Below are 24,189 nucleotides of genomic sequence, written 5' to 3'. Positions count from 1 at the left end.
GCGCGGTCTTCCGCAGGAAGCCCGCGGCAGTTCCTCCGCCGCTCAGAGCGGCTCGGCCCGCGCGTCGGCGAGCCCTGCGACGAGATGGTCGACCACTTCGGCCCGACTCCCGCTCCACACCGCCTCGGTCCGGTGCAACAGCCCCGCGTCCGCCAGCGGGACGGCGACGACCCCCTCCCCCGGCGCGCTCGCCCCGCCCGCCGGAACCACCGCCAGCCCCAATCCCGCCGCCACGCACTCCGTGACGGCGTCCGCCGAGGGGCCGACCAGGGCCATCGAGGGCGGGAACGCGTCCGAGCCCGTCGCCGCGCGCAGCTCCGTCAGCGGGACGGACGCGTCCGGGGCGTCGAGCCAGAAGGCGTCCTGGAGGGAGGCGAGCCGGATCCGGCGTCGCCCCGACAGCGGGTGACCGGCCGGGAGCAGGACCGCGAGCGGCTGCTCGGCCACCCGCAGGGCGGAGACCGGCGCGGCCGCCGGGAGGGCGAGCGGGTCGCTCGCGGCGGCCACACCGTCGACGACGGCCAGCTCGGCCTCGCCCGCCGCCACGGCGGTGACGGCTGACGTCCTGCCGACCAGCGACACCGTCAACTCAGCGCGGGGATAGGCGAGTCGGGTGGCCGCCAGGGCCCGCGCCAGCGGCCGCGGCGCGGCCAGAGCGGTGACCGCGACCCGCAGCAGTCCGCGCGCGGAGCCGCCCACCCGGGCGACGTCCGCGCGGGCCGCGTCGAGGCGGAGCAGGATGCCGGGCGCGTGCTCCAGCAGCCGCGCGCCGGCCTCCGTCGGGGCGACCGGGCGGCGTTCCAGCAGCGGGGCGCGCAACTCCTGCTCCAGTGCGGCGATCTGCTGTGACACCGCCGACTGCGTGTAGCCGAGCTCGCGCGCGGCGGCGGAGAAGGAGGCCAGCCGGACGACGCTGACGAAGGTGCGCAGCTGCTGTGGATCCACGCCCATCAGTATCGCTGATGGGCAGACCGCTGATCATCGTTGGACCTGAACGACGGCCTCCGCCCAGGATGGACGCATGACGACGAACACCGCTGCTCCCCGCATCGCCCTGGTCGGCGACCGCTCCCCCGAGGTCCGCTCCCACCAGCGCGTTCCGCAGCTCGCCGCCGCCCTGCTGGACCGTGACGCCCTCGCGCTCGACCTGTACTGGACCGGGACGGACGAGATCGACTCACCCGAGGCGCTCCGCGGCTTCGACGGGGTCTGGCTGCTGCCCGGGAGCCCCTACCGCTCCGAGGCGGGCGCGCTCCACGCCGCGCGCGCCGCCCGCGAGAACGGCATCCCCTTCCTCGGCACGTGCGCGGGCTTCCAGCACGCCCTGCTGGAGTTCGCCCGGGACGTCTGCGGTCTGGCCGAGGCCGCTCACGCCGAGAACGACCCCGACGCCGAACACCCGCTGATCGCCCCGCTGGCCTGCAGCCTCGTCGGCCACGAGCTCCCCATCACGCTGCTCCCCGGCTCCCTCGCGGAGCGGCTCCTCGGCGCGGAGAGCAGTGTCGAGCGCTACCACTGCAGCTACGGGCTGCACCCGGACTTCCCCGCCCGCCTCTCGGCGCACGACCTCGTCCTCAGCGGCCACGACGCCGCAGGTGACCCGCGCATCGTCGAACTCCCGCAGGCGACCCACCCCTTCTTCCTGGCCACCCTCTTCCAACCCGAACTCGCGGGCGACGGCACCCGCCCCCACCCCTTCGTCGAAGCCTTCGCCCGCGCGGCGACGGAGCACGCACAGGTCCGCCGCTGACGCAGCCGGGCCGGCCAGCCGGGCGGGCTCAGCCCTCAAGCTCGGCCAACTCGCTTGTGAGCCAGTCGCGTTCGGCCTTGCTCTGGGCGCGGGCCATGACCAGCATGCCGCGTCGGTAGCGGTCGGGGACCTCCGCAGCGCGCAGGGGCCTGCCGGACTCGTGGAAGAAGCTCGCCGGGGCGGAGAGGAATTCCAGGCGGCGGCGGAGCACCCGGGCCTCGGCGACACCCGCACCCCGATGCGGATGGCCCTGCTCGCCAACGCCACCCTGCTCGCGCTCGACCCGGTGCTGATCTACGGCCTGTTCGGCGCGCCCCGCCTCAGCGTCTCCGGGGCCGCGCTCGCGCTGGTCGCCTCCCGCGTCGCGCCGCTGCTCGTCAGCCTCCGGCGGGCACGCCGCCTGCTGCGCGACGCCGAGCCGGCGGCCACCCTCCCGGGGCCCGGTCAGGCCGCCCGCCGCATCCTCCGGGTGGGGCTGCCGACCTCCGCGGACTTCGTCGCGCGAATGCTGATCGGCCTGGCCATGGTCGCCCTGACGGCCCGCTTCGGCGCGGTCCCGCTCGCCGCGTACGGGATCGGCACGAAGGTCATGCTGGTCGCGACGATGGCCTTCTACGCCGTCCGCCAGGCCGCGTCGATCCGGCTCGGCCGCACTCCGGACGCCGTGGCGTCGGTCCGGCGTCAGGCACTCCGGCTGGCCTGGGCCGCCGCGCTCGTCGCCGACGTGGTGCTGCTGGCCGCGCCGGAGCCGCTGCTGCGCGTGTTCACTCGGGACGCGGCGGTCCAGCAGGCGGGCGTGGTGCTCTTCCGCTACCTGGCCGGATACCTGCCCGTGCTGGCGGGAGTCGTCGCCCTCGGCGGGGTGCTGCTGGCGACAGGACGGGCCGCCGCCATGCTGCGGATCACCGTGCTCGGCGCGGCCGCGCAGATCCCGCTCGCCTGGGCGCTGGGCACGGCCATGGGGGTGCGAGGCGTGTGGTTGGCGATGCCGCTGGGGACGGCGCTCCAGTTCGCCCTCTCCCTCGGCGTGCTCTTCCTACCGGGCGGTAAGCGGGGTATCGTTGCTGGACCACCTCCGTCGGCGTTGGGAGCCGCCGCGACGGAGCGTTCGGGCAGGACAGGGCCTTCGGGTCCTTCACGACGCTGAGCCTGCGCCCTCGGCGTCCGTTGATCTCTCAGATCTCTTTCACCACGGTCCTCAGTCGCGCCGTGGCATCTCTCCACCTCTTTTTTCGCCGCCGCGTCGGAGCGGAACGACCGCGGCGTACTCCCTGCTTCCCAGGAGTCACGCCATGACCAGTCCCTTCCCCACCGTCGCCGTCGTCGGCCTCGGCACCATGGGCGCCGGAATCGCCGAGATCACCGCGCGCAGCGGCCGTCAGGTGATCGGCATCGAGGCCACCGCCGCCGACGCGCACGCGGCCCGCGCCCGGATCGAGGAGGCCACCGCGCACTCGGTGCGACGCGGCCGGCTCACCGAGGAGGAGCGCACCGCGCTGCTCGCCCGCATCCGGGTGACCGACGAGCTGGCGGCCGCCGCCGAGGCGCAGCTGGTGATCGAGGAGGTCCCGGAGCAGTTGGAGCTCAAGCGCGAGCTCTTCGCCGAGCTGGACAAGATCTGCCCGCCGGAGACCGTCCTGGCGACCGGCACCACCGCGCTGTCCGTCACCCGCATCGCGGCCGCGACCGGCCGCCCTGAGCGGATCCTGGGCCTGCACTTCTTCAACCCCGCGCCGGTGATGCAGCTGGTCGAGGTGGTCCGCACGGTGCTGACCAGCCCGCAGGCGGCGGACGACGCGGCCGAGTTCGCCCGCTCGCTCGGCAAGTCGCCGGTGGCGGCCGGGGACCGGGCCGGCTTCATCGTCAACGGCCTGCTCTTCGCCTACCTCAACCAGGCCGCCGCGATGTTCGAGTCGCACTACGCCAGCCGCGAGGACATCGACGCCGCGATGCGCTTCGGCTGCGGGCTGCCGATGGGCCCGCTGGCCCTGCTCGACCTGATCGGCATCGACACCGCCAAGACCGTGCTGGAGGCGATGTACGCGCAGTCGCACGACCGTCTGCACGCGCCCGCCCCGATCCTGGGCCAGCTGGCCTCCGCCGGGCTGCTGGGCCGCAAGACCGGCCGCGGCTTCTACAGCTACGCCGCCCCCGGCTCCTCCGAGGTCGTCGCCGACGCGGGCGCCACCGCCGAGCCGCGCGTCGCCGGGCGCGAGGTGCGCAGCGTCGGCGTCTGCGGCTCCGGCACGATGGCCACCGGCATCGCCGAGGTCTTCGCCAAGGCCGGCTACGACGTCACGATCGTCGCCCGCAGCCAGGAGAAGGCGGACCGGGCCAAGGCGGCGATCCAGAAGTCGCTGGACCGCATGGTCGCCAAGGGCCGGCTGTCCGAGCAGGACCGCGACGCGGCGCTGGCCCGGGTCGCCCCGAGCGGCAGCTACGAGGACCTGCACAGCGTCGACCTGGCGATGGAGGCCGTCGCCGAGGACCTGAACGTCAAGCGCGAGCTGTTCGCCGCCCTCGACAAGATCTGCAAGCCGGGCGCGGTGCTGGCGACGACCACCTCCTCGCTCCCGGTGATCCAGTGCGCGACGGCCACCAGCCGTCCGCAGGACGTCATCGGCATGCACTTCTTCAACCCGGCCCCGGCCATGAAGCTGGTCGAGGTGGTCTCCACCGTGCTGACCGCCGAGGACGTCACCGCGACCGTGCTCGACCTGTGCGGCAAGGTCCGCAAGCACCCGGTGGAGTGCGGCGACCGGGCCGGCTTCATCGTGAACGCGCTGCTCTTCCCGTACCTGAACGACGCCGTCCGGATGATCGAGGAGCACTACGCCTCGGTCGACGACGTCGACACCGCCATGAAGCTCGGCTGCGGCTACCCGATGGGACCGTTCGAGCTGCTGGACGTGGTCGGCCTGGACGTCTCGCTGACGATCGAGAAGGTGCTGCACGCCGAGTTCCGCGAGCCGGGCCTCGCGCCCGCGCCGCTGCTGGAGCACCTGGTGACCGCGGGCTGCCTCGGCCGCAAGACCGGCCGCGGCTTCCGCGACCACGCGCGTCGATGAGGCCAGGTAGCCTTCCGGTCATGACCACGGAAGAGCAGCTGCTGGAGCAGGCGGGCCTGGACGGCGCCGCGAGCGACGCGGGGACGGCCGGCACGAACGGCGGCCCCGGCCGCCGGGCGACGGCCCAGCGCCAGCTGATGCGCCAGGAGCTGGCCGCCGCGGCCATGGAGCTGTTCGCCTCCCAGGGGTACGAGGAGACGACGGTCGACCAGATCGCCGCGGCGGCGGGCGTGGCCCGCCGCACCTTCTTCCGGTACTTCCGGTCCAAGGAGGAGGCGATCTTCCCGGACCACGACGACACGCTGGTCCGCGTCGCCGACCTGCTGGCCAGCGCCGACCCGAGCGAGCATCCGCTGGACGTGGTCTGCCGGGGCATCAAGGAGGTGCTGCGGATGTACGCGGCCACCCCCTCGGTCTCGGTGGCCCGCTACCGGCTGATCCGCCAGGTGCCGACGCTGCGCGAGCGCGAGATCGCCGTGGTCGCCCGCTACGAGCGGCTGTTCACCCGCTACCTGCTCGGTCGTTTCGACACCGACCAGGGCGACGACGCGATGCTGGCGGAGGTCTCGGCGGCGGCCGTCGTCGCGGCCCACAACCACGTGCTGCGCCGCTGGCTGCGCGCCGGGGGCCGGGGCGAGGTGGAGGCCCAGCTGGACCACGCCTTCGAGGCGATCCGGCGGACCTTCTGGGGCGACCTCTCCACCCGTCGAGGCGACCGCCCGGCACTCCAGCTGACACCCGGTGCCACCAACGGGGGCGACTATGTCATCACCGTGGCCCGCACGGACGCGCCGCTGGACGAGGTCATGGCCGGCATCCGCGCCGCCCTGACCGGCCAGAACGAGGCATAACCGCAGGTCAAACCGGCCACATAGGCGCCATCCACAGCAGCCCCCCGCTCGCCCGGCGGGGGGCTGCTGTGTCGTGTTGCAAGGTGATGACGCTCACGTGACACTGGATGCAATTGGTGGCACGCAGTGTCTTTACGAGTGGCACAGGGTGCCAGTACGTTGTTACCCACTGGTCGCGGCGCCGCGGCTCCCCACCCGGCGCGCCTCGACCTACGGCCCGCGCGCCACCCCTGCGCTGGCCCCAAGCTCGAAGCAACCGCTTGACGCACCAGCTCGACGCAGTACCGCGACTGACGTAGCCGGCGTCCGCTCCCGGCAACACCGAAGACCGCCCCCCGTCCCACTGACGCACCCTGCACCCCTCACGCAGGTACGCCGCCGCCGGAGGCAGCCATGGCAGCCATGAAGGAAATCCTCGCCGCGATCCAGAACCCGGAGACCACCGCCGCCGAATACGCGGCGCTGGAGCTCCCGGAGTCCTACCGCGCGATCACGCTCCACAAGGACGAGCAGGAGATGTTCGCCGGCCTTGAGAGCCGTGACAAGGACCCGCGCAAGTCCCTGCACCTGGACGAGATCGCCCTGCCGGAGCTCGGCCCGGGCGAGGCCCTGGTCGCCGTGATGGCCAGCGCGGTCAACTACAACACCGTGTGGAGCTCCATCTACGAGCCGGTCTCCACCTTCTCCTTCCTGGAGCGCTATGGCCGCCTCAGCCCCGAAGCCGCCCGCCACGACCAGCCGTACCACGTCCTGGGCTCCGACCTGGCCGGTGTCGTGCTGCGGACCGGGCCGGGCGTGCACGCCTGGAAGCCTGGCGACCAGGTGGTCGCCCACTGTCTCAGCGTCGAGCTGGAGAGCGCCGACGGCCACAACGACACGATGCTGGACCCCGAGCAGCGCATCTGGGGCTTCGAGACCAACTACGGCGGTCTCGCCGAGGTCGCGCTGGTCAAGTCCAACCAGCTGATGCCCAAGCCCAAGCACCTCACCTGGGAGGAGGCGGCGTCGCCGGGCCTGGTCAACTCCACCGCCTACCGCCAGCTGGTCTCCCGCAACGGCGCCGGCATGAAGCAGGGCGACAACGTGCTGATCTGGGGCGCCAGCGGCGGCCTCGGCTCCTACGCCACCCAGTACGCGCTGGCCGGCGGCGCCAACCCGATCTGCGTGGTCTCCAGCCCCGCGAAGGCGAAGATCTGCGAGGAGATGGGCGCCGAGGCGATCATCGACCGCTCCGCCGAGGGATACAAGTTCTGGAAGGACGAGCACAACCAGGACCCGCGCGAGTGGAAGCGCTTCGGCGGCAGGATCCGCGAGCTGACGGGCGGTGAGGACGTGGACATCGTCTTCGAACACCCGGGCCGCGAGACGTTCGGCGCCTCGGTCTACGTCACCCGCAAGGGCGGCACCGTGGTGACCTGCGCCTCCACCTCCGGCTACATGCACCAGTACGACAACCGCTACCTGTGGATGTCGCTCAAGCGCATCGTCGGCTCGCACTTCGCGAACTACCGCGAGGCCTGGGAGGCCAACCGCCTGATCGCCAAGGGCAAGATCCACCCGACGCTGTCGAAGACCTACACCCTCGCCGAGACCGGTCAGGCCTCGCTGGACGTGCACCACAACAAGCACCAGGGCAAGGTCGGCGTGCTGTGCCTGGCGCCCGAGGAGGGCCTCGGCGTCACCGACCACGAGCTGCGCGCGAAGCACCTGACGGCTATCAACCGCTTCCGCGGCGAGTAGTCGAGTAGCCGAGTAGTCGAGTAGGCGGAGAGCACACGAAGATGACTGTCCATCGGGACCGGCCCTGGCTGATGAGGACCTACGCGGGGCACTCCTCCGCGGCCGCCTCGAACGAGCTGTACCGGAAGAACCTGGCGAAGGGTCAGACGGGCCTCTCCGTCGCCTTCGACCTGCCGACGCAGACCGGCTACAACCCCGACCACGTCCTCGCCCGCGGCGAGGTCGGGCGGGTCGGAGTCCCGGTCAGCCATGTGGGCGACATGCGGACCCTCTTCGAGGGCATCCCGCTGGAGCGCACCAACACCTCGATGACCATCAACGCCACGGCCATGTGGCTGCTGGCGATGTACCAGGTGGTCGCCGAGGAGCAGGGTGCGGACATCGCCAAGCTGACCGGGACCACCCAGAACGACATCATCAAGGAGTACCTCTCGCGCGGGACGCACGTCTTCCCGCCCGGGCCCTCCATCCGGCTGACCACCGACGTGATCGCGTACACGGTCGCCAACATCCCCAAGTGGAACCCGATCAACATCTGCAGCTACCACCTGCAGGAGGCCGGGGCCACGCCGGTGCAGGAGCTGGCCTTCGCGATGTGCACGGCGATCGCCGTGCTCGACGCGGTCCGCGACAGCGGCCAGGTCAAGCCGAACCAGATGGGCGAGGTCGTCGGCCGGATCTCCTTCTTCGTCAACGCGGGCGTCCGCTTCGTCGAGGAGATGTGCAAACTGCGGGCCTTCTCGCAGCTGTGGGAGAAGGTGACGCTGGAGCGTTACGGCGTCACCGACCCCAAGCAGCGGCGCTTCCGTTACGGCGTCCAGGTGAACTCCCTCGGCCTCACCGAGGCGCAGCCGGAGAACAACGTCCAGCGCATCGTGCTGGAGATGCTCGCGGTGACGCTGTCCAAGGACGCGCGGGCGCGCGCCGTCCAGCTGCCGGCCTGGAACGAGGCGCTGGGCCTGCCCCGGCCCTGGGACCAGCAGTGGTCGCTGCGCATCCAGCAGGTCCTGGCCTTCGAGTCGGACCTGCTGGAGTACGGGGACCTGTTCACCGGCAGCGTGGTGGTCGAGGGCAAGGTCGCCGAGCTGATCGAGGGCGCCGAGGCGGAGATCGCCAAGGTGCAGGAGATGGGCGGCGCGGTCGCCGCCGTCGAGTCCGGGTACCTCAAGGCCGCACTGGTGGCGTCGCACGCCGAGCGGCGCGGCAGGATCGAGTCGGGCGAGGACAAGGTCGTCGGCGTCAACTGCTACGAGACCACCGAGCCGAGCCCGCTCACGGCCGACCTGGACACCGCCATCATGGTCGTGGACGGGGACGCCGAGCGCGCCGTCACCGAGGCCTTCGCCGACTGGCTGGCCCGGCGCGACGAGGCCGCGGCGCAGGCGGCGCTGGCCGAGCTCAAGGCGCAGGCCGCCACCGACGCCAACCTGATGACCGCCACGCTGAAGTGCGTCCGCGCGGGCGTCACCACCGGCGAGTGGTCCCAGGCGCTGCGCGACGTCTTCGGCGAGTACCGCGCTCCCACGGGGGTCGGCGGCGCGCCGATCACCGGCGTGATCGACCCGGAGACCGGCTCCGAGCTGCGAGAAGTGCGTGAGGCCGTGGCCCGCACGGCCGAGGAGCTCGGCAGCGGCAAGCTGCGGCTGCTGGTCGGCAAGCCCGGCCTGGACGGCCACTCCAACGGCGCCGAGCAGATCGCCGTCCGGGCCCGCGACGCCGGCTTCGAGGTCGTCTACCAGGGCATCCGGCTGACGCCCGAGCAGATCGCGGCGGCGGCCATCGCCGAGGACGTGCACTGCGTCGGACTGTCGATCCTCTCCGGCGCGCACGCCGAGCTGGTGCCGGACGTGCTGCACCGGCTGCGGCGCGCGGGCGCCCTGGACGTTCCGGTCGTCGTCGGCGGGATCATCCCCGCCGCGGACGAGCAGGCCCTGCTTGCCCAGGGCGTGGCAGCGGTGTTCACTCCGAAGGACTTCGGGATCACCGCGATCATCGGCCGTATCGTCGACGAGATCCGACTGGCCCACGGCCTGGACCCGATCTTCATCACCACGGACATCAAGGAAGAGACCCTCGCCTCATGAGCACTGTGAACCGCTTGCGTCCGCGCCGTTCCTGCCTGGCTGTCCCGGGTTCCAACCCGCGCTTCCTGGAGAAGGCCCAGGGCCTTCCCGCCGACCAGGTCTTCCTGGACCTGGAGGACGCCTGCGCGCCGCTGGCCAAGGAGGGGGCCCGCCACACCATCGTCGAGTTCCTGAACAACGGCGACTGGACCGGCAAGACCCGCGTGGTCCGCGTCAACGACTGGACCACGCACTGGACCTACCGTGACGTCGTGACCGTCGTCGAGGGCGCGGGCCAGAACCTGGACTGCATCATGCTGCCCAAGGTCCAGGACGCCCAGCAGATCGTCGCGCTGGACCTGCTGCTGACGCAGATCGAGAAGACCATGGGCTTCGAGGTCGGCAAGATCGGCATCGAGGCGCAGATCGAGAACGCCAAGGGTCTGATCAACGTCGACGCGATCGCCGAGGCGAGCCCGCGCCTGGAGACCATCATCTTCGGCCCGGCCGACTTCATGGCCTCCATCAACATGAAGTCCCTGGTCGTCGGCGAGCAGCCGCCCGGCTACCCGGCCGACGCCTACCACTACATCCTGATGCGCATCCTGATGGCCGCCCGCGCAAACGACCTGCAGGCCATCGACGGCCCCTACCTGCAGATCAAGAACGTCGACGGCTACCGCGAGGTCGCCGGCCGCAGCGCCGCGCTCGGCTTCGACGGCAAGTGGGTGCTGCACCCCGGCCAGGTCGAGGCCGCCAACGAGGTCTACTCCCCCTCCCAGGAGGACTACGACCACGCCGAGCTGATCCTGGACGCCTACGACTGGTGCACCAGCGAGGCGGGCGGCAAGAAGGGCTCCGCGATGCTCGGCGACGAGATGATCGACGAGGCCTCCCGCAAGATGGCCCTGGTCATCGCGGGCAAGGGCCGCGCCGCCGGCATGCAGCGCACCACCAAGTTCGAACTGCCCGAATCCTGAAAAGCGGCCGAGAGCTGAGGTAACGAAATGCAGTTCGGACGCACCTACGAGGAGTTCGAGGTCGGCGCGGTCTACAAGCACTGGCCAGGAAAGACCGTCACCGAGTACGACGACCACCTCTTCTGCCTGCTCACGATGAACCACCACCCGCTGCACATGGACGCGAACTACGCGACCACCACCGTGCAGGGCAAGAACGTCGTGGTGGGCAACTACATCTACTCGCTGCTGCTCGGCATGAGCGTGGAGGACGTCTCCGGCAAGGCGCTGGCCAACCTGGAGATCGAGTCGCTCAAGCACGTCGCGCCGACGTTCCACGGCGACACCATCTACGGCCAGACCGAGGTCCTCGACAAGAAGATGACCTCCAAGCCCGACCGCGGCATCGTCTACGTCGAGACCAAGGGCTACAACCAGGACGGGACGCTGGTCTGCGTCTTCCGCCGCAAGGTGATGGTCCCCACCGAGCAGTACCTCAAGGAGCGCGGCGGCGACCAGCCCGGTCGCCCCGAGCTGCGCGAGCAGCCGTAACCCTCCCCACAGTGCTCGGGCGCTCCACGGTGTATGCCACGCCCGTGGAGCGCCCGGACAGAAGAGAAGGACACGACCCATGGGACGCCTCGCCCAGACCGAAGGTCTCAACGAGATCCAGCAGGAGATCCTCGCGACCGTTCGCAGCTTTGTCGACAAGGAGATCATCCCGGTCGCCACCGAGCTGGAGCACCGCGACGAGTACCCCACCGACATCGTCGAGGGCCTCAAGGAGATGGGGATCTTCGGCCTGATGATCCCGGAGGAGTACGGCGGCCTCGGCGAGTCGCTGCTCACCTACGCCCTGACCGTGGAGGAGATCGCCCGCGGCTGGATGTCGGTGTCCGGCATCATCAACACCCACTTCATCGTGGCCTACATGATCAACGCCCACGGCACGCAGGAGCAGAAGGACTACTTCCTCCCGCGCATGGCAACCGGCGAGATCCGCGGCGCCTTCTCGATGTCCGAGCCGGGCCTCGGCTCCGACGTCTCCGCCATCTCCACCAAGGCGAGCAAGGACGAGAGCGGCGAGTTCTACGTCCTCAACGGCCAGAAGATGTGGCTGACCAACGGCGGCACCTCCTCCGTGATCGCCTGCCTGGTCAAGACGGACGAGGGCCACGCCTCGCCGTACAAGAACCTCACCACCTTCCTGATCGAGAAGACGCCGGGCTTCGGTCCGAACGAGACGGTCAAGGGCCTGACCGTCCCGGGCAAGATCGAGAAGATGGGCTACAAGGGCGTCGACACCACCGAGCTGGTGCTCGAGGACGTCCGGCTGCCCGCCGACCGCATCCTGGGCGGCGTCCCTGGCCGCGGCTTCTACCAGATGATGGACGGCGTCGAGGTCGGCCGCGTCAACGTCGCCGCCCGCGGCTGCGGCGTCGCGCAGCGCGCCTTCGAGCTGGGCATCCGCTACGCCCAGCAGCGCCAGACCTTCGGCAAGAAGATCGCCGAGCACCAGGCCATCCAGTTCAAGCTGGCGGAGATGGCGACCAAGGTCGAGGCCGCGCACCAGATGATGGTGATGGCCGCGCGCAAGAAGGACTCCGGCCAGCGCAACGACCTCGAGGCCGGCATGGCCAAGTACCTGGCCTCCGAGTACTGCAAGGAGGTCGTCGAGGACTCCTTCCGGATCCACGGCGGCTACGGCTTCTCCAAGGAGTACGAGATCGAGCGCCTCTACCGCGAGGCCCCGATGCTGCTCATCGGTGAAGGTACTGCGGAGATCCAGAAGATGATCGTGGGTCGCCGCCTGTTGGAGGAGTACAAGCTCGCCGAGTAGTCCAGACTTGCCGGGAGCGCAGGCTGGGGAGCATGGCGCACTTCGGCAGCGCGGGGGCGTGGATCACATGGTCCACGCCCCCGTTTCCTTGTATGAGCCAACTTACTTGGCGACACGAGGAGGCCGAGAAAGGCCGATGAACTGGCCAAAGATCTGAGGGGTTTGTCACCGTTCGCCTACAACCCTTGGACCTGGCCGCTCAAGCGGCTTACCTTGGCGGAGCAAGTGAAAGCCGAGAGAAACGCGGGAGCACCCCACTAGGGTTCCCGGAGCTTGCTTCGGCACCACCCGCTGCCGATAGCATCCCCTCGGACGGCCAAGTGTCATCAAGGCCGAAGCCGTCCCCGAACCCCTCGACACCGCGACCTTGTCGGTCGCGACAAAGGTCTTCGATGCCCCTTCGTCCGTCCCATCCGACCGACGCCCCCCGGCCGCGCGTGACACTGGCCCGCGGAGCGTCCCCTTGGCTCGTCCCGACCGTGCTCACGGCCGCCGCATGCACCGCCCTCACCCGGCGCAACGGCAGATGGGCGCTGGCGGCGGTTCCGGCCTCCGCGCTGAGCGCGGGCATGCTCTGGTTCTTCCGTGACCCCGAGCGCGAGCTCGGCGCCGGCCGGGTGATCTCCCCGGCCGACGGCGTGGTGCAGAGCATCGACGCCTGGCCGGACGGCCGCACCCGCGTGGCGATCTTCATGAGCCCGCTCAACGTGCACGTCAACCGCGCCCCGCTGGACGGCGTGGTGCGCTCCGTCGAGCACGTCCCCGGCGGCTACGTGCCGGCGTTCAACAAGGACAGCGACCGCAACGAGCGCGTCGTCTGGCACTTCGACACCGAACTCGGCGACATCGAGATGGTGCAGATCGCGGGCGCGGTGGCCCGCCGCATCGTCCCCTACGTCACCAGCGGCACCAAGGTGCAGCGGGGCGAGCGGGTCGGCCTGATCCGCTTCGGCTCGCGCGTGGACACCTACCTCCCCGCGGGCGTCCAGCCCGGCGTCGAGGTGGGACAGAAGACGACGGCAGGGGTGACTCGCCTTGACCGTGACTGACCCCGAGGCCTACTCGCACCACGACGAGGACGACGAGGAGATCGAGCGCGTCGCCCGCCGGCTGCGCTGGGCCCGCGACCGCGAGCTGCGTCGCCCGCTGTCGCCGCAGCACCTCTCGACGGCCGACCTGTTCACGCTGGGCAACGCCGTCTGCGGCTTCCTTGCGATCTACTGCACCACGACGGGCGTCCTCATCCCGCACCTCACCGGTGTGGCGACCAGCGGCGACCGCCGCAGCGCGGCCGCGGCGGTGACGCTGCTGCTGATCGGCTCGATGTGCGACCTGTTCGACGGGCTGGTCGCGCGCAAGCTGCGCTCGTCCGCGCTGGGCGCCGAGCTGGACAACCTGGCGGACCTGATCAGCTTCGGCATCGCGCCGGCCTACTTCGTCGTGGTCTGGGGCATGACCGCCGGCGGCGCGCACCAGCGCGTCAGCGCGGGCATCGCCATCATGGTGCTGCTGGCCGTGGTGCTACGCCTGGCGCGGTTCTCCTGCACGGCCGCCCGTCCGGGCGTCTTCCAGGGCATGCCCTCGCCGATGGGCGCGCTGACGGTGATCTCCATCGTGCTGCTGAACCCGCCGTTCGTGCTGGGCGCGGTCGGCATCGTCGCCGTGTCCGCGCTGATGGTCAGCCAGGTCGAGTACCCGAAGCCACAGGGCAAGCTGGCCACCGCCACGCTCGTGTGGATCGTCGTGTCCATGGGCTGCCTCGCCGCCTGGGCGACGGGCCTGCCGGGGGGCGCGACCCTGCTGCAGATCGGCGCCTCGCTCCAGGTCACCCTGGCGCTGATGGCCCCGCTCATGGTCATCCGCCGCAAGGTCGGCGACGTCCGCGCCAAGCGCGCGGAGGCACGCAGCGCGACGCACTGAGCTTCCGCTCGAAGCCGAGGCCCCGGAACGGTTCCCGTTCCGGGGCCTCGGCTTTTCCGTTCCCGTTCCCCGCGCTCAGCAGCGTGTCCTGGGACAGCTGCTGGACGGACAGCCCGAACGGCGCGACCCCGCTACAGACGTGGTGGTGAACTGCGCCCTGTGCCGGTTCCAGGCCGCTGCCGCCCCCTACCATCAGGGCCCATGCGCAGGACGATCAATCTCTGGCGGCAACGGCTCGACGAGGTGCCGGAGGAGGTGTGGGCCGATCCCGACGTGCAGGTGCTGATCCTCGCGGACACGGGGATCGTCTCGCTCCCGGCGCGGATCGCCGCGCTGCGGCGGCTGCGGACACTGGACCTCGGGCACAACGCCCTCACGTCCCTGCCCGAGGAGCTGGGCGCGCTCGGCGGGCTGTCGGACTGCCTCTACCTGCACGACAACCGGCTGACCACACTGCCGGAGTCGCTCGGCAGGCTCACCGCGCTGCGGTATCTCAACGTCGGCGAGAACCCGCTGACCGCGTTGCCGGAGGGGGTCGGCCGGATGGCCGCGCTCGTCGAACTGCGCGCGCAGGACTGCGGGCTGACGGCGCTCCCCGACTCCGTCGGCGCACTGGGGCGGCTGCGGGAGCTGCACCTGCGCGGCAACGTGCTGACCGCGCTGCCGGACTCCGTGAGCGGGCTGCGGGAGCTGCGCGTGCTGGAGCTGCGGGACAACCGCCTGGGCGCCGTACCGGAAGCCCTGCGGACGCTCCCCCGGCTGCGCAGCCTCGACCTGCGGGGCAACCCCCTGGCCGCCCTGCCGGACTGGATCGCCGAGCTGTCCGCGCTGGAGAAGCTCGACCTGCGCTGGACGGGCGTCGAACCCGCTCCCGAGCTCCTGGCCGCCCTGGAGACGCGCGGCTGCTTCGTCTTGGGCTGACCGCGACGGGGCAATGGAAAGACTTCTTTCGAAAGAACTCTTTCCATTGCCTCGTCGGCTCGCTACGCTCATCCCATGAGCCGCACCGAGCCGACGCCTCCCCTCCGGTCCGTCCGCGATCCGCGGAGCCTGCGGGCCCTTGCGCACCCCGCGCGGATCGCCCTGCTGGAGGCGCTGGCCGTGCGCGGGACGCTCACCGCGACCGAGGCCGCCGAGATCATCGGCGGAAACGCCTCGAACGCCTCGTATCACCTGCGGACGCTCGCCTCGCACGGCTACGTCGCCCAGGCCGAGGGCGGCGTCGGCCGCGAGCGGCCGTGGCGGCTGGACGGTGCCGGGATGAGCATCGACGAGAACGACGAGGACCCCAACGTCGCGCAGGCGGCCCGCGCGCTCGCCGAGGTTTTCAGCGAGCGCTGGGACGAGCGGCGGCGCCGATACCACGCGACGCGCGACCAGTACCCCGAGGCCGTCCGCCGCGCCGCCGGCGAGGGACAGGCCCTGCTCTTCGTGACCCCTGAGGAGATGGCGCAGGTCAAGGAGGAGATCGTCGCCATCCTGCTCCGCTACCAGGACCGCGTCGAGGATCCGGCCGCCAGGCCGGAGGGCACGGTGCCGTTCGAGGTCGTCGTCTCGAACGTCCCCTTCGACCTCGCGCCGGAGCGACCGGCCGACGTCTGAGCCGGTCGTTCGCACCGCCGGCACCCGTCAGCACCCACCCGCGCTTCGCGGCGAGGGAACCTGTCATGCCCATGATGCGCCTATTCGAGAGGACCCCCGTGCGCACCCTGCTCGCGCAACCCCGCATGCGCCTGTACTTCCTCGGCAACACGCTCAGCACCATCGGCGACTACGCCCTCTGGCTCGCGTCCGGGGTCTGGGTCAAGGAGCTCACCGGGTCGACCGCCCAGGCGGGCCTGTGCATGCTCAGCCTGATCCTGGGGACGCTGCTCTCCCCCGTCACCGGGTACCTCGTGGACCGGACGCGGCGCAAGCCGCTGCTGATGGCGACCAACGCCGTGACCGGTCTGGCGGTGCTCGCCCTCACCCAGGTGCACGGCCCCGCCGACGTCTGGCTGATATACGCCGTCATGTTCGTCAACGGCCTGGCCGTCTCGCTCACCGACTCCGCGATGACGGCGCTGCTGCCCGCCATGGTGGAGCCGGAACAGCTCGGCGCCGCCAACGGGCTGTCGCAGGCGCTGACGCAGGGCCAACGGCTGATCACGCCCGCCCTGGGCATCGGTCTGCTGACCGCCTTCGGCGGCGGCGCGGTGGCCGCGATCGACGCCGCCTCGTTCGCGGCGGGCCTGCTGTGCTGGGCGTTCGTCAGGGTGGACGACCCGCGTCCGGAGTCCGACCGCGTCAGCCGCCTCGCGCAGACCACCGCCGGCTTCAGGTTCCTGCTGCGGACTCCGTCGCTGCGCCAGCTCAGCACCACGCTTTTCGTCGGACTGTTCGTGGCGGGCATGTTCGAGACCCTGGGCTTCGCGGTGGTGACCGTCGGCCTGCACCGCGCCCCGACCTGGATGGGCGTCCTGGTGACCGCGATGGGCGTCTCCGGCATCCTCGGCGGACTGCTGGTCGGCGCACTGATCAAGCCGCTCGGGCCCGGCCGGCTCACCGCCCTCGGCCTCGCCCTCTGCGGCGCCGGGGCGCTCGCCTTCGCGGCGCCGTTGACGGCGGTCGTCCTGGTCGGCTCCCTGTGCATGGGCTTCGCCCTGCCGTGCATCATCGTCGGCTCCATGACGGCGATTCAGCTCAGCACGCCCAAGGATCTGCTGGGCCGCGTGTCCGGCGCGGACATCTTCCTGACGACGTGCGGCCAGGCCCTCGGGATGGCGACCGGCTCGGCCCTGATCACCGCGGTCTTCTACCGCGACATCGCCTACGCGGCCGCCGCACTGCTGGCTGTCAGCGCCCTCTACCTGGTCACCCGCCGCGAGCAGCGCGAGGCGCCGCCCACGACGGAGGAGCAGGGCGCCGCGGAGCCGGCGACCGAGCCCGTGGCGACCGAGCCCGCGACGGAGCCGGTCACGCCCGGCGCGCCGCTCCCGGCCGAGAGCCGCGGCTGACGCCCCGCCACGCCGCAGTTGACCGCCGCCGCCCCGCGGCAGGCGGTCACTGGCAGTCCGGGTCCTCGCTCTGCGCCCGGAGCTCAAGGACCTGCCCGGGGCCGGAGAACGGGACGTCGGTCCACGCGGGATCGGGGAGCCTGGTGGAGTCGATCCATGCCTGCCAGTTGTGCCAGGTGAGCTCGAAACCGTCGGACACCGGCGGAGCGGGCTTCCAGCCGTCCGCGGCGAGGTCGTCACGCAGGGCCCGCGCGAAGGTCGTCCGCGTGTCGCCCTGGAGGAAGAGCCGGTACCCGACCAGGCAGCCGGTCGACGAGGCGGGAAAGGCCGCATCGAGGCGGCCGGAAGCGCTGATGCCGTCCTTGGCGAGCGCCTGGTCGAGCTGGCGGCCCACGAGGTGGTACTCGCCGAGGCGGCGCGTCTCGGCGGTCAACTGCGCTGCCCGCACGGCGTTCGCGGCCTCGCGCTGCGCCGCCTGCGCGGACGCGCTCGCCTCCGCCGGGGTCGGGCCCGACGAGCCGGAGCAGCCGGCGGCGAGGGCGAGAGCCGAGACGGAGCACAGCAGGGCGAGAGCGCGAGCGAAGCGGAACATGACCGTCAGCCTAGGGCTCGGCCCGGCCCGCTGGGACCCGGCCCTCGCCGTGACCCTGCAGGCCGGCGGGCCTCGCTCGCGCCGATCGGCCGCTCACCCCAACGGGGGCAGCGCCTCCTGGGCGTGGTGGCCGAGCTCGTCCAGGCCTGCGAGGGTCGCGGCGAGCTGTTCCGGCTTGAGCACCTGGAAGACGTGCTCGTCGATCGCGGCGGCGTGCCGCCGGGCCGCCTCGGCGAGCTTGCGCTCGCCGAGCGGCGTGATGGTGACGATCTGGATCCTGCGGTCCGTCCGGGACCGCTCGCGCAGCACCAGGCCCGCCTCGACCATCCGGTCGACCAGGCGGGTCGCCCCGCCGCTGGTGAGCACGGCGTCACGGGAGAGATCCCCCATGGTCGCGCCCTCGGGCGCGGCGGCGAGCCGGAGCAACACCTCGAACATCGCGTGCGAGATGCCGCTCTCGCGTTCCATGGCCGCCCCGAGCAATCGCTCCAACCGTGCGGCCGCCGTCAGCAGCACCCCGAACGCCTGGACACGTTCGTCGGCGACGGCGTCGGCGGCGGTCTGGATGCTGATGCTGGCAGCGGTCATCGTGCGGCTCCTTCCCCAGGGGATCGTGCAAACGTTACCGCCCGTTCGTCGCCGACTACCCTCCGGGGCGACTCGGGACGGCGGCTACCGGCCGACGGTGAAGCGGCGGCCGAGGTTCGCGGGCCGCTCGATCTCGTCGACGAGGGCGACGGCGTAGTCCTCGGTGCTGATGCGGCTCTCGCCGTCGGCGTCGACGACCAGCTGCTCCGTCCCGGTACGGTACGCGCCGGTGCGCTCACCGGGCTGGATGAGCCCGGCCGGGCTCAGCACGGTCCAGGTGACGTCGTCGACGGTGTTGTAGTACGCCTGCGCGTCGCCGTGGGCGTGTATGATCTGCAGCAGCCAGTCGGGCAGACCCGGCGCGTCCCAGACCTTCACACCGGGCGCGGTCTCCAGGCTGCCGGCCCCACCGACCGCGATCAGCCGCGGAGCGTCGGCACCCAGGCCGCGCAGGCCCTGGACGAGCGACTGCGCGGCGGGCTCGATGAGCGCGGCGTGCCCCGGGCCGTCGCCGCCGCCGATCGCGCTGACCAGCACGTCCTGGCCCGCGGCGACGCTCGCCACGGAGGCCGGGTCCAGCGCGTCCCCGGCGCGGACGGCGGTGACGCCCTCCACCGCGCTGTAGACGGCGGGGTCCCGGACCACGGCGGTGACCTGGTGACCCCGGGACAGTGCCTCGGTGACGATCCGGGACCCGATGGCACCCCTGGCTCCGAGAACGGCGATCTTGGCCATGAGCTGCGCCTTCCATGTCATGAGCGGCGGATTCTCCGCGCTTCCGACCCTCACAACATCTGACTACTCAGATAAATTCCGGCTGCGCGGACATTCCCTGCGCGGACGGCTCAGCGGTCCCTGGTGAGCACCGGCTTGACGTCCAGGATCGGCGTCCCGTCGACGGCCTCGAGGTTGCGGACATGAACGCGCGTGCCGTCGACGGCGAGGATGTGGACGTCGTGCAGACCGATCGGGTTGGGCCGGTCGGGCGCGCGGGTGGCGAAGACGCCCGCGATCGCCCGTGTGGCGTCCCCGCGCGGGCGCACCGCGAGCGTGTCGCGGTCCGCGCGGTCGAGCCAGGTGAGCAGCAGCACGTCCCTGCCCGGCGCCAGCCCGTCCAGGGCGGCGGCGTACGCCTCGTCGAAGACCAGCCAGGCGTCCGGCGCCCCCTCGTCGGGCTGCCGCGGCGCCCCGGACCGGTCGGTCAGCACGGACTCGACGTGCCCGACCGGGCGCAGCTCGTATGCGGTCAAGGGTCCGGTTCTCCTTTCGGGTGCGGCGCGCGGGTGGCCCGCGGGCGGCGGACTGCTACGCCCCCACCGGGTGGACCGAGCGGTAGGTGGCCCGGTCGAGCTCGGTGATCTCGACCGCCAGGGAGGCCGGGACCGAGACGTGAGCCTGCAACAGGGCCAGCACGCGGGCGGAGAGGTCGGCGCGGAGATCGGCGCTGCGGCCGGAGAGGAGCTTGATCTCCAGGAGGACCACGGGGTGCCCGGCCGAACCGTCGCCCACGAAGGACTCGGGAGCCGGACGGAAGACCGTCTTGCACTCGGAGATCCTGGCGTCGATCACCTCGGCGATGAGCGGGTGCAGCTCCTTGGCGAAGGCCTGGCGGTCGAAGGCGAGTTCGGCGGAGTGGTCGACGAGGATCTGCGGCACGGGAGCCTCCCGGGGCAGGCGACAGGATGACTCGACGCTACCGGAAACGGCGCGGTCCCCGTCCGCGAAAGGCGGGGACGGGGACCGCGCGGGCGTGCGGGAGCCTCAGCCGCGGCCGAGGTCGCGCAGGTCGATCGCGTAGATGCCGCGCCCGTGGGTGGCCGCGTAGACGCGGCCGTCCGGGCCGAGCGTGATCTGGTCGACCGAGACCGCCGGGAGCTCGCCGATCGCGCGCCACCGGCTGCGGCCCGGCGCGCGGTAGACCGCGCCCAGGTCCGTGCCGACGAGCAGACCGCCGGACGGGGTCAGCGCGATCGAGTCGACCGGGACGTCCGGCAGGTTGGCGGAGACGTCCGTCCAGGTCGCACCCGAGTCGTGGGTCTCGAAGACGTGGCCGACGCCCGAGCCGGGACCCTCGTTCCAGTCGCGGGAGAAGCCGCTGAAGGTCAGGTAGGCGTGCGAGCTGTCCGCCGGGTCGATCACGATGTCGCTGATGTAACGATTCGGCAGGTTGGCCGGCAGGGCGAGCTGCTGCCAACCGGTGCCGTCCGCGTTGCCGACGGCCACGCCGTGCGTGAAGCCCTGGCTGTTGCAGGGGCCGCACCACGCCGCGTAGACCTTGCCCCCGGAGGAGGCGACCGCCGTGGCGACGTGCCCCTTGCCCAGGTCGAACGCGCTGGTCCAGGCCGAGGACGAGCGGATCGCGAAGCCCTGGTCCTGCACCCAGACGTGCTGGCCGCCCGCGACCCACAGGTTCGGGTTCTTCAGGTCCGCCGAGAACGGCGCGATGAAGCGCGCCGCGGAGGTGGCGTTGTCCGGCGGCGGGACGTCGTAGGTGGTCGGTGCGCCCAGGCCGTTGTTGACCGCGCAGTCCTGGGTGACGTTGATCTCCAGGTAGACGTACTCCTGGGCCTCGTTGCAGCCGTTGGCCGGGTCGACCAGCGACATGCCGCCGTCGCCGCCGAAGTTGGAGCCCATCACGGTGTCGACGGCCTTAGAGCCGTAACCCCGCAGCACCGACTGGCCGTTGTCCTGCAGACCGCCGGTGACGACCACGCCCTTGCCCGCCGGGTCGGCGCCGACGCCGACCGAGTAGAACTGCAGGGTGTCGATGCTGCCGTCGTTCAGCGAGGTCCAGTCGGTGGCGTGGCCAAGGGAGTTGGCCTGGCCGTCCACCGGACGCCGGTACAGGCCACCGTCGTTGGCCGCGACAACGTAGCTCTGGCCGTTCATGCTGCCGATGGCCAGGCCGTGCTGGTCCGGGTGCGTGGTCTGTGGGCAGGTGCCGCTCTGCGCGTTCGGGTCCAGACTCCAGCAGGACAGCGGGAAGTTCCAGTACGGACCGGGGGCCGTCCAGGTGACGCCGCCGTCCTTGGTCTCGAAGACCTCCTCCAGACCGGCGTAGACGTGGTCGTGGTCCTTCGGGTCCACGATCAGCGACTCGTCGTACCAGGACTGGTTGCCGGGGCTGCTCAGCACCGAACCGGACGCCGCGAGCGAGGAGGCGTCGGCGATCTTGGTCCACTGGCCGAACGGCGAGCCCGACTTGGAGACGTAGACGCCGCCGAGCCCGGCGCCCGCGTTCAGCGAGTTCGGGGACTGGGTGATCGCGTAGTAGCGCTGGTGGTCCGCCGAGGCGGCGAAGGTGACCGCGCCCACGTCGTCGGCGTCCGTCGGCAGGTCGCCGAGACCGGAGGTGACCCGCTGCCAGGTGCCGCCGGTGTTGCTGTAGTAGCCGCCGTAGTCGGAGCCGTTGGGCAGCGCGCCCGAGCGCCAGCCGATGGCCGCCAGCACGTGGTTCGGATCGGCCGGGTCGAACGCGATGTCGCTGACGATGTTCTCGTAGGCGGCGTTCGGGTCGTTCGCCAGCGAGTGGCCCGGCAGGTAGTCGGGGTTCGGCGCGAACTCCAGCTTCCACGGCCCACGCAGGTCGGTGACCGAGTGCGACCACAGGCCCTCGGTGGTGGCGGCCCAGATCCTGCCGCCGGAAATGCGCAGCTCGTGGATGCTGGTGCTCTGCAGCTCGTCCCCGCCGACGCGGTCGCGCGGCGAGAAACGGCCGTGGGTCGGGTCCTCCAGCACGTAGACGCCGCTGCCGAGGTAGGCGTCCGCGTTGGTCGTCGCCTCGCCGGTGCCGAGCCAGAGCCGGCCCCTGCCGTCCAGCGTGAGCGCGCCGGTCGCCTGGGCGGGCAGTTGGTCGCTGATGGACCGCCAGTGACCGCCGCCGCTGGTGGAGCGCCACACGCCGCCACCGGCCGCGCCCGCGTACACGTCGCCGTGGTCGTCGGCCGCGACGGCCGCGGCGCGACCGGTCACCAGGCCCATGCCGGCGGTCGAATTGGAGTTGTAGTCGCGGTAGCGCGGGTCGTCCGAGTTGTAGGGGAGGTCGGTGACCTGGCGCCAGTCGCCCCCGGTGCGCGGCAGGTTCTCCATCGCCGCCCAGGCCGCGCCGTAGGCGCCTGGCTGGACGACGCCCGGGGAGTTGCGCTCCTCGGCGCGCTGGTCGGCGCCCTCGGCTATCTCGTCCGACTCCTCGCCGCCGCCGTCGCCACCACCGTTGCCCACCATGGCGTGCACGCCGCCGCTGGTGGGATGCACGTGGTGGACCGGCATGCCGATCGCGGGAGTCGTGGCCGCCAGCGCAGCGGCTGCGGCGGTGGCGAGCAGGACGAGTCGCCTGCGGCCGTGGTGCGGGATCGTCAACGGGTCCTCCCCGGAAGTGTGGGTGTCCACCGGTTCGCTGCTCCGTGCCGGCCTGCGCGCAGACCGCAGCGACTCGACCACACTCACGGGGGTGGCAGCTACGGGGAGGAACGACGGGTTACCCAACCGTTATCGGGGCAGGAGTGACGTCAGGTCAATTTCTTTGCAGATGGGGCTTTTAGGGCAGGTTGTACAGCCGGCGGGCGTTCCCGCCCGCGACGAGCGCGGCGATCCGGGCCGCTTCGGCGGGGACCGGCACGGCCTCGGCGAGCCAGGCGTCGAGGGCGTCGGCGAAGGCTGCGACGCCCACCAGGTAGAGCTCGGGCAGGCCGTAGGCGTCGGTGGAGAACAACAGCTTGTGGAACGGCGAGAGTTCGAGCGTCTCGGCGAGCACGCGGCGCGCTCCGGTGCCGACGTGAGTGAGCGTCAGCCCGAGGTCGCAGTACACGTGCGGGTACGCCTGGGCGAGCCAGGCAGCTTGGCGGTGGTACGGCCAGCCGTGCAGCAGCACCAACGGCGTACCGAAGGGCTCGGCGGCCCGGACGAACCCGGTGAGCAGGGACGGGTCGCTGCGGTGCAGCACCAGGTCCGGATCGCCGAAGCCGGTGTGCAGTTGCAGCGGGAGGCCCAGCTCCAGCGCCTCCCAGAGCAGATGGCGCAGCAGCACCGGGTGTTCCAGCCGGCCGTTGCCGCCCGCGAGGTGCAGCGCGGCGGCGTTGGCGACCTCGGCGGGAGCGGGCCGCCTCGGCTCGAAGTCCAGCCCGCAGCGGTACGCCACCACGGACTTGAGCCCCACCGCGCGCCCGGCGGCCCGCCGCAGCGCGGCACCGACGGTCGCGGCCCACGCGTGCGCTCCCGTGCCGGGCGACACGGCCTGCTCGGCGACCCGCTCGATCCGCACGATCTCGTGCACGTCCGCGTGCGCGAGGCCGCCGAGCTCCTCGGGGGCCAGCAGCGGCGCTCCGGCGGCCTCCGTCAGCCCGGTGTCCACCAGGCAGACCCCGAGGCCCGCCGCCCGCAGCAGCAGTCGGGTCGCCTCGGCCGCCCCGAGCTCCCGCCTGCGCTCCAGATACGCCTCGACGGACGCGAACGGCTCCAGCCCCAGCTCCGGCGCACACCACCGCCGCACGGCCAGCCCCACCGCGGAGTCCCACGCCGACGCCCCCGCCGCAGGTGGCCGATCCGACTCGGTCAGCAACGACGCGAACGCCCCCGCGTCGAGCTCCGCCCCGACCACACTGTGACAGTGCTGGTCCACCAGCACCGGCCAGCCCGGCAACCGCGGCACCCCACCGGCGGCCTCCACCCCGACGGACACCCCCGCGGCCGTCACCGGGCCTGCGGCCGCAGCGGCGGAGCCGTCCCCGCCCGACATCGACCCCGATACGGGCGCAGCCGCTCGGGCGGACGTGGCCGCCGGGGCAGCCCCGCCGGACGCAGCCGCCGCGGCGGCAGAGCCGGGC

General features: G+C 71.8%; 23 protein-coding genes. 14 read left to right on the top strand and 9 right to left on the bottom strand.

What is annotated here, in order from left to right; all coding sequences use genetic code 11:
* Positions 1-42: 42 nt before the first annotated feature.
* The gene (locus tag TR48_RS34115) at positions 43-951 is read right to left on the bottom strand and encodes a LysR family transcriptional regulator (RefSeq protein ID WP_236652457.1); all 909 of its coding nucleotides are present in this window, start codon (positions 949-951) and stop codon (positions 43-45) included.
* A 70-nt stretch (positions 952-1,021) separates the two neighbouring features.
* Here TR48_RS34115 and TR48_RS34110 point away from each other — a divergent pair, with 70 nt between their 5' ends.
* On the top strand, positions 1,022-1,750 hold the full coding sequence (locus TR48_RS34110) for a CTP synthase C-terminal region-related (seleno)protein (RefSeq protein WP_042374388.1): 729 nt from the start codon (positions 1,022-1,024) through the stop codon (positions 1,748-1,750).
* Positions 1,751-1,778: 28 nt separating this feature from the next.
* On the opposite strand, the gene TR48_RS34105 is transcribed toward TR48_RS34110, so the two are convergent.
* A complete protein-coding gene (locus tag TR48_RS34105) occupies positions 1,779-1,961 on the bottom strand; it encodes a hypothetical protein (protein ID WP_052443276.1) in 183 nt (60 codons plus the stop codon).
* A 33-nt stretch (positions 1,962-1,994) separates the two neighbouring features.
* On the opposite strand from TR48_RS34105, the gene TR48_RS34100 reads away from it, so the two are divergent.
* From TR48_RS34100 to TR48_RS34040, 13 genes are all read left to right on the top strand, one after another.
* The gene (locus TR48_RS34100; protein WP_236652456.1) at positions 1,995-2,897 is read left to right on the top strand and encodes an MATE family efflux transporter; all 903 of its coding nucleotides are present in this window, start codon (positions 1,995-1,997) and stop codon (positions 2,895-2,897) included.
* A 145-nt stretch (positions 2,898-3,042) separates the two neighbouring features.
* Positions 3,043-4,818 (top strand): 3-hydroxyacyl-CoA dehydrogenase family protein, encoded by a 1,776-nt coding sequence (locus TR48_RS34095; protein WP_042374387.1) that lies wholly within the window; start codon positions 3,043-3,045, stop codon positions 4,816-4,818.
* A gap of 20 nt (positions 4,819-4,838) precedes the next feature.
* Complete coding sequence (locus TR48_RS34090) at positions 4,839-5,669, top strand: TetR family transcriptional regulator (protein ID WP_201777194.1); 831 nt, start codon at positions 4,839-4,841, stop codon at positions 5,667-5,669.
* Between the two features lie 402 nt (positions 5,670-6,071).
* On the top strand, positions 6,072-7,409 hold the full coding sequence (ccrA, locus tag TR48_RS34085; RefSeq protein WP_042374393.1) for a crotonyl-CoA carboxylase/reductase: 1,338 nt from the start codon (positions 6,072-6,074) through the stop codon (positions 7,407-7,409).
* 41 nt (positions 7,410-7,450) lie between these two features.
* Complete coding sequence (locus TR48_RS34080; RefSeq protein WP_084729992.1) at positions 7,451-9,493, top strand: protein meaA; 2,043 nt, start codon at positions 7,451-7,453, stop codon at positions 9,491-9,493.
* On the top strand, positions 9,490-10,452 hold the full coding sequence (locus tag TR48_RS34075) for an HpcH/HpaI aldolase/citrate lyase family protein (RefSeq protein WP_042374385.1): 963 nt from the start codon (positions 9,490-9,492) through the stop codon (positions 10,450-10,452). Before TR48_RS34080 ends, TR48_RS34075 begins: the two co-directional genes overlap by 4 nt.
* Before the next feature lie 27 nt (positions 10,453-10,479).
* Positions 10,480-10,983, top strand: a complete 504-nt coding sequence (locus TR48_RS34070; RefSeq protein WP_042374384.1) for a MaoC family dehydratase — start codon at positions 10,480-10,482, stop codon at positions 10,981-10,983.
* Positions 10,984-11,062: 79 nt separating this feature from the next.
* A complete protein-coding gene (locus TR48_RS34065; protein ID WP_042374383.1) occupies positions 11,063-12,271 on the top strand; it encodes an acyl-CoA dehydrogenase family protein in 1,209 nt (402 codons plus the stop codon).
* Positions 12,272-12,663: 392 nt separating this feature from the next.
* Complete coding sequence (locus TR48_RS34060; protein ID WP_042374382.1) at positions 12,664-13,320, top strand: phosphatidylserine decarboxylase; 657 nt, start codon at positions 12,664-12,666, stop codon at positions 13,318-13,320.
* Positions 13,307-14,191, top strand: coding sequence for a CDP-diacylglycerol--serine O-phosphatidyltransferase (pssA, locus tag TR48_RS34055; protein WP_042374381.1), 885 nt, complete (start codon positions 13,307-13,309; stop codon positions 14,189-14,191). The genes TR48_RS34060 and pssA overlap by 14 nt, the downstream gene beginning before the upstream one ends.
* Positions 14,192-14,392: 201 nt before the next feature.
* Positions 14,393-15,112 carry a leucine-rich repeat domain-containing protein gene (locus TR48_RS34050; RefSeq protein WP_174501762.1) on the top strand — a complete coding sequence of 240 codons (720 nt, stop codon included), beginning with the start codon at positions 14,393-14,395 and terminating at the stop codon, positions 15,110-15,112.
* A 75-nt stretch (positions 15,113-15,187) separates the two neighbouring features.
* A complete protein-coding gene (locus TR48_RS34045; RefSeq protein WP_042374380.1) occupies positions 15,188-15,793 on the top strand; it encodes an ArsR/SmtB family transcription factor in 606 nt (201 codons plus the stop codon).
* 98 nt (positions 15,794-15,891) lie between these two features.
* Complete coding sequence (locus tag TR48_RS34040; RefSeq protein WP_052443274.1) at positions 15,892-17,187, top strand: MFS transporter; 1,296 nt, start codon at positions 15,892-15,894, stop codon at positions 17,185-17,187.
* 46 nt (positions 17,188-17,233) lie between these two features.
* On the opposite strand, the gene TR48_RS34035 is transcribed toward TR48_RS34040, so the two are convergent.
* The 7 genes from TR48_RS34035 to TR48_RS34005 form a co-directional block, all read right to left on the bottom strand.
* Entirely contained in the window at positions 17,234-17,779 is a 546-nt protein-coding gene (locus TR48_RS34035; RefSeq protein WP_042374379.1) for a hypothetical protein, read from the bottom strand.
* Positions 17,780-17,872: 93 nt separating this feature from the next.
* On the bottom strand, positions 17,873-18,367 hold the full coding sequence (locus tag TR48_RS34030; RefSeq protein WP_042374377.1) for a MarR family winged helix-turn-helix transcriptional regulator: 495 nt from the start codon (positions 18,365-18,367) through the stop codon (positions 17,873-17,875).
* Between the two features lie 84 nt (positions 18,368-18,451).
* The gene (locus TR48_RS34025; protein ID WP_042374376.1) at positions 18,452-19,102 is read right to left on the bottom strand and encodes an NAD(P)-dependent oxidoreductase; all 651 of its coding nucleotides are present in this window, start codon (positions 19,100-19,102) and stop codon (positions 18,452-18,454) included.
* 110 nt (positions 19,103-19,212) lie between these two features.
* Positions 19,213-19,617: a tRNA (N6-threonylcarbamoyladenosine(37)-N6)-methyltransferase TrmO gene (gene tsaA, locus TR48_RS34020; RefSeq protein ID WP_042374375.1), complete on the bottom strand. Its 405-nt coding sequence runs from the start codon at positions 19,615-19,617 to the stop codon at positions 19,213-19,215.
* A 55-nt stretch (positions 19,618-19,672) separates the two neighbouring features.
* Entirely contained in the window at positions 19,673-20,023 is a 351-nt protein-coding gene (locus TR48_RS34015; protein ID WP_042374374.1) for a 5-carboxymethyl-2-hydroxymuconate Delta-isomerase, read from the bottom strand.
* 105 nt (positions 20,024-20,128) lie between these two features.
* Positions 20,129-22,726 (bottom strand): glycosyl hydrolase, encoded by a 2,598-nt coding sequence (locus TR48_RS34010; RefSeq protein WP_042374390.1) that lies wholly within the window; start codon positions 22,724-22,726, stop codon positions 20,129-20,131.
* Between the two features lie 178 nt (positions 22,727-22,904).
* A partial coding sequence (locus TR48_RS34005; protein WP_439654521.1) for an amidohydrolase family protein occupies positions 22,905-24,189 on the bottom strand: 1,285 nt, incomplete at its 5' end.

This window comes from Streptacidiphilus neutrinimicus, assembly GCF_000787815.1.
In the GTDB taxonomy this organism is placed as follows: domain Bacteria; phylum Actinomycetota; class Actinomycetes; order Streptomycetales; family Streptomycetaceae; genus Streptacidiphilus; species Streptacidiphilus neutrinimicus.
Note: the sequence above shows the minus strand (reverse complement) of the source record. Positions and strands in the feature narration are given on the sequence as shown.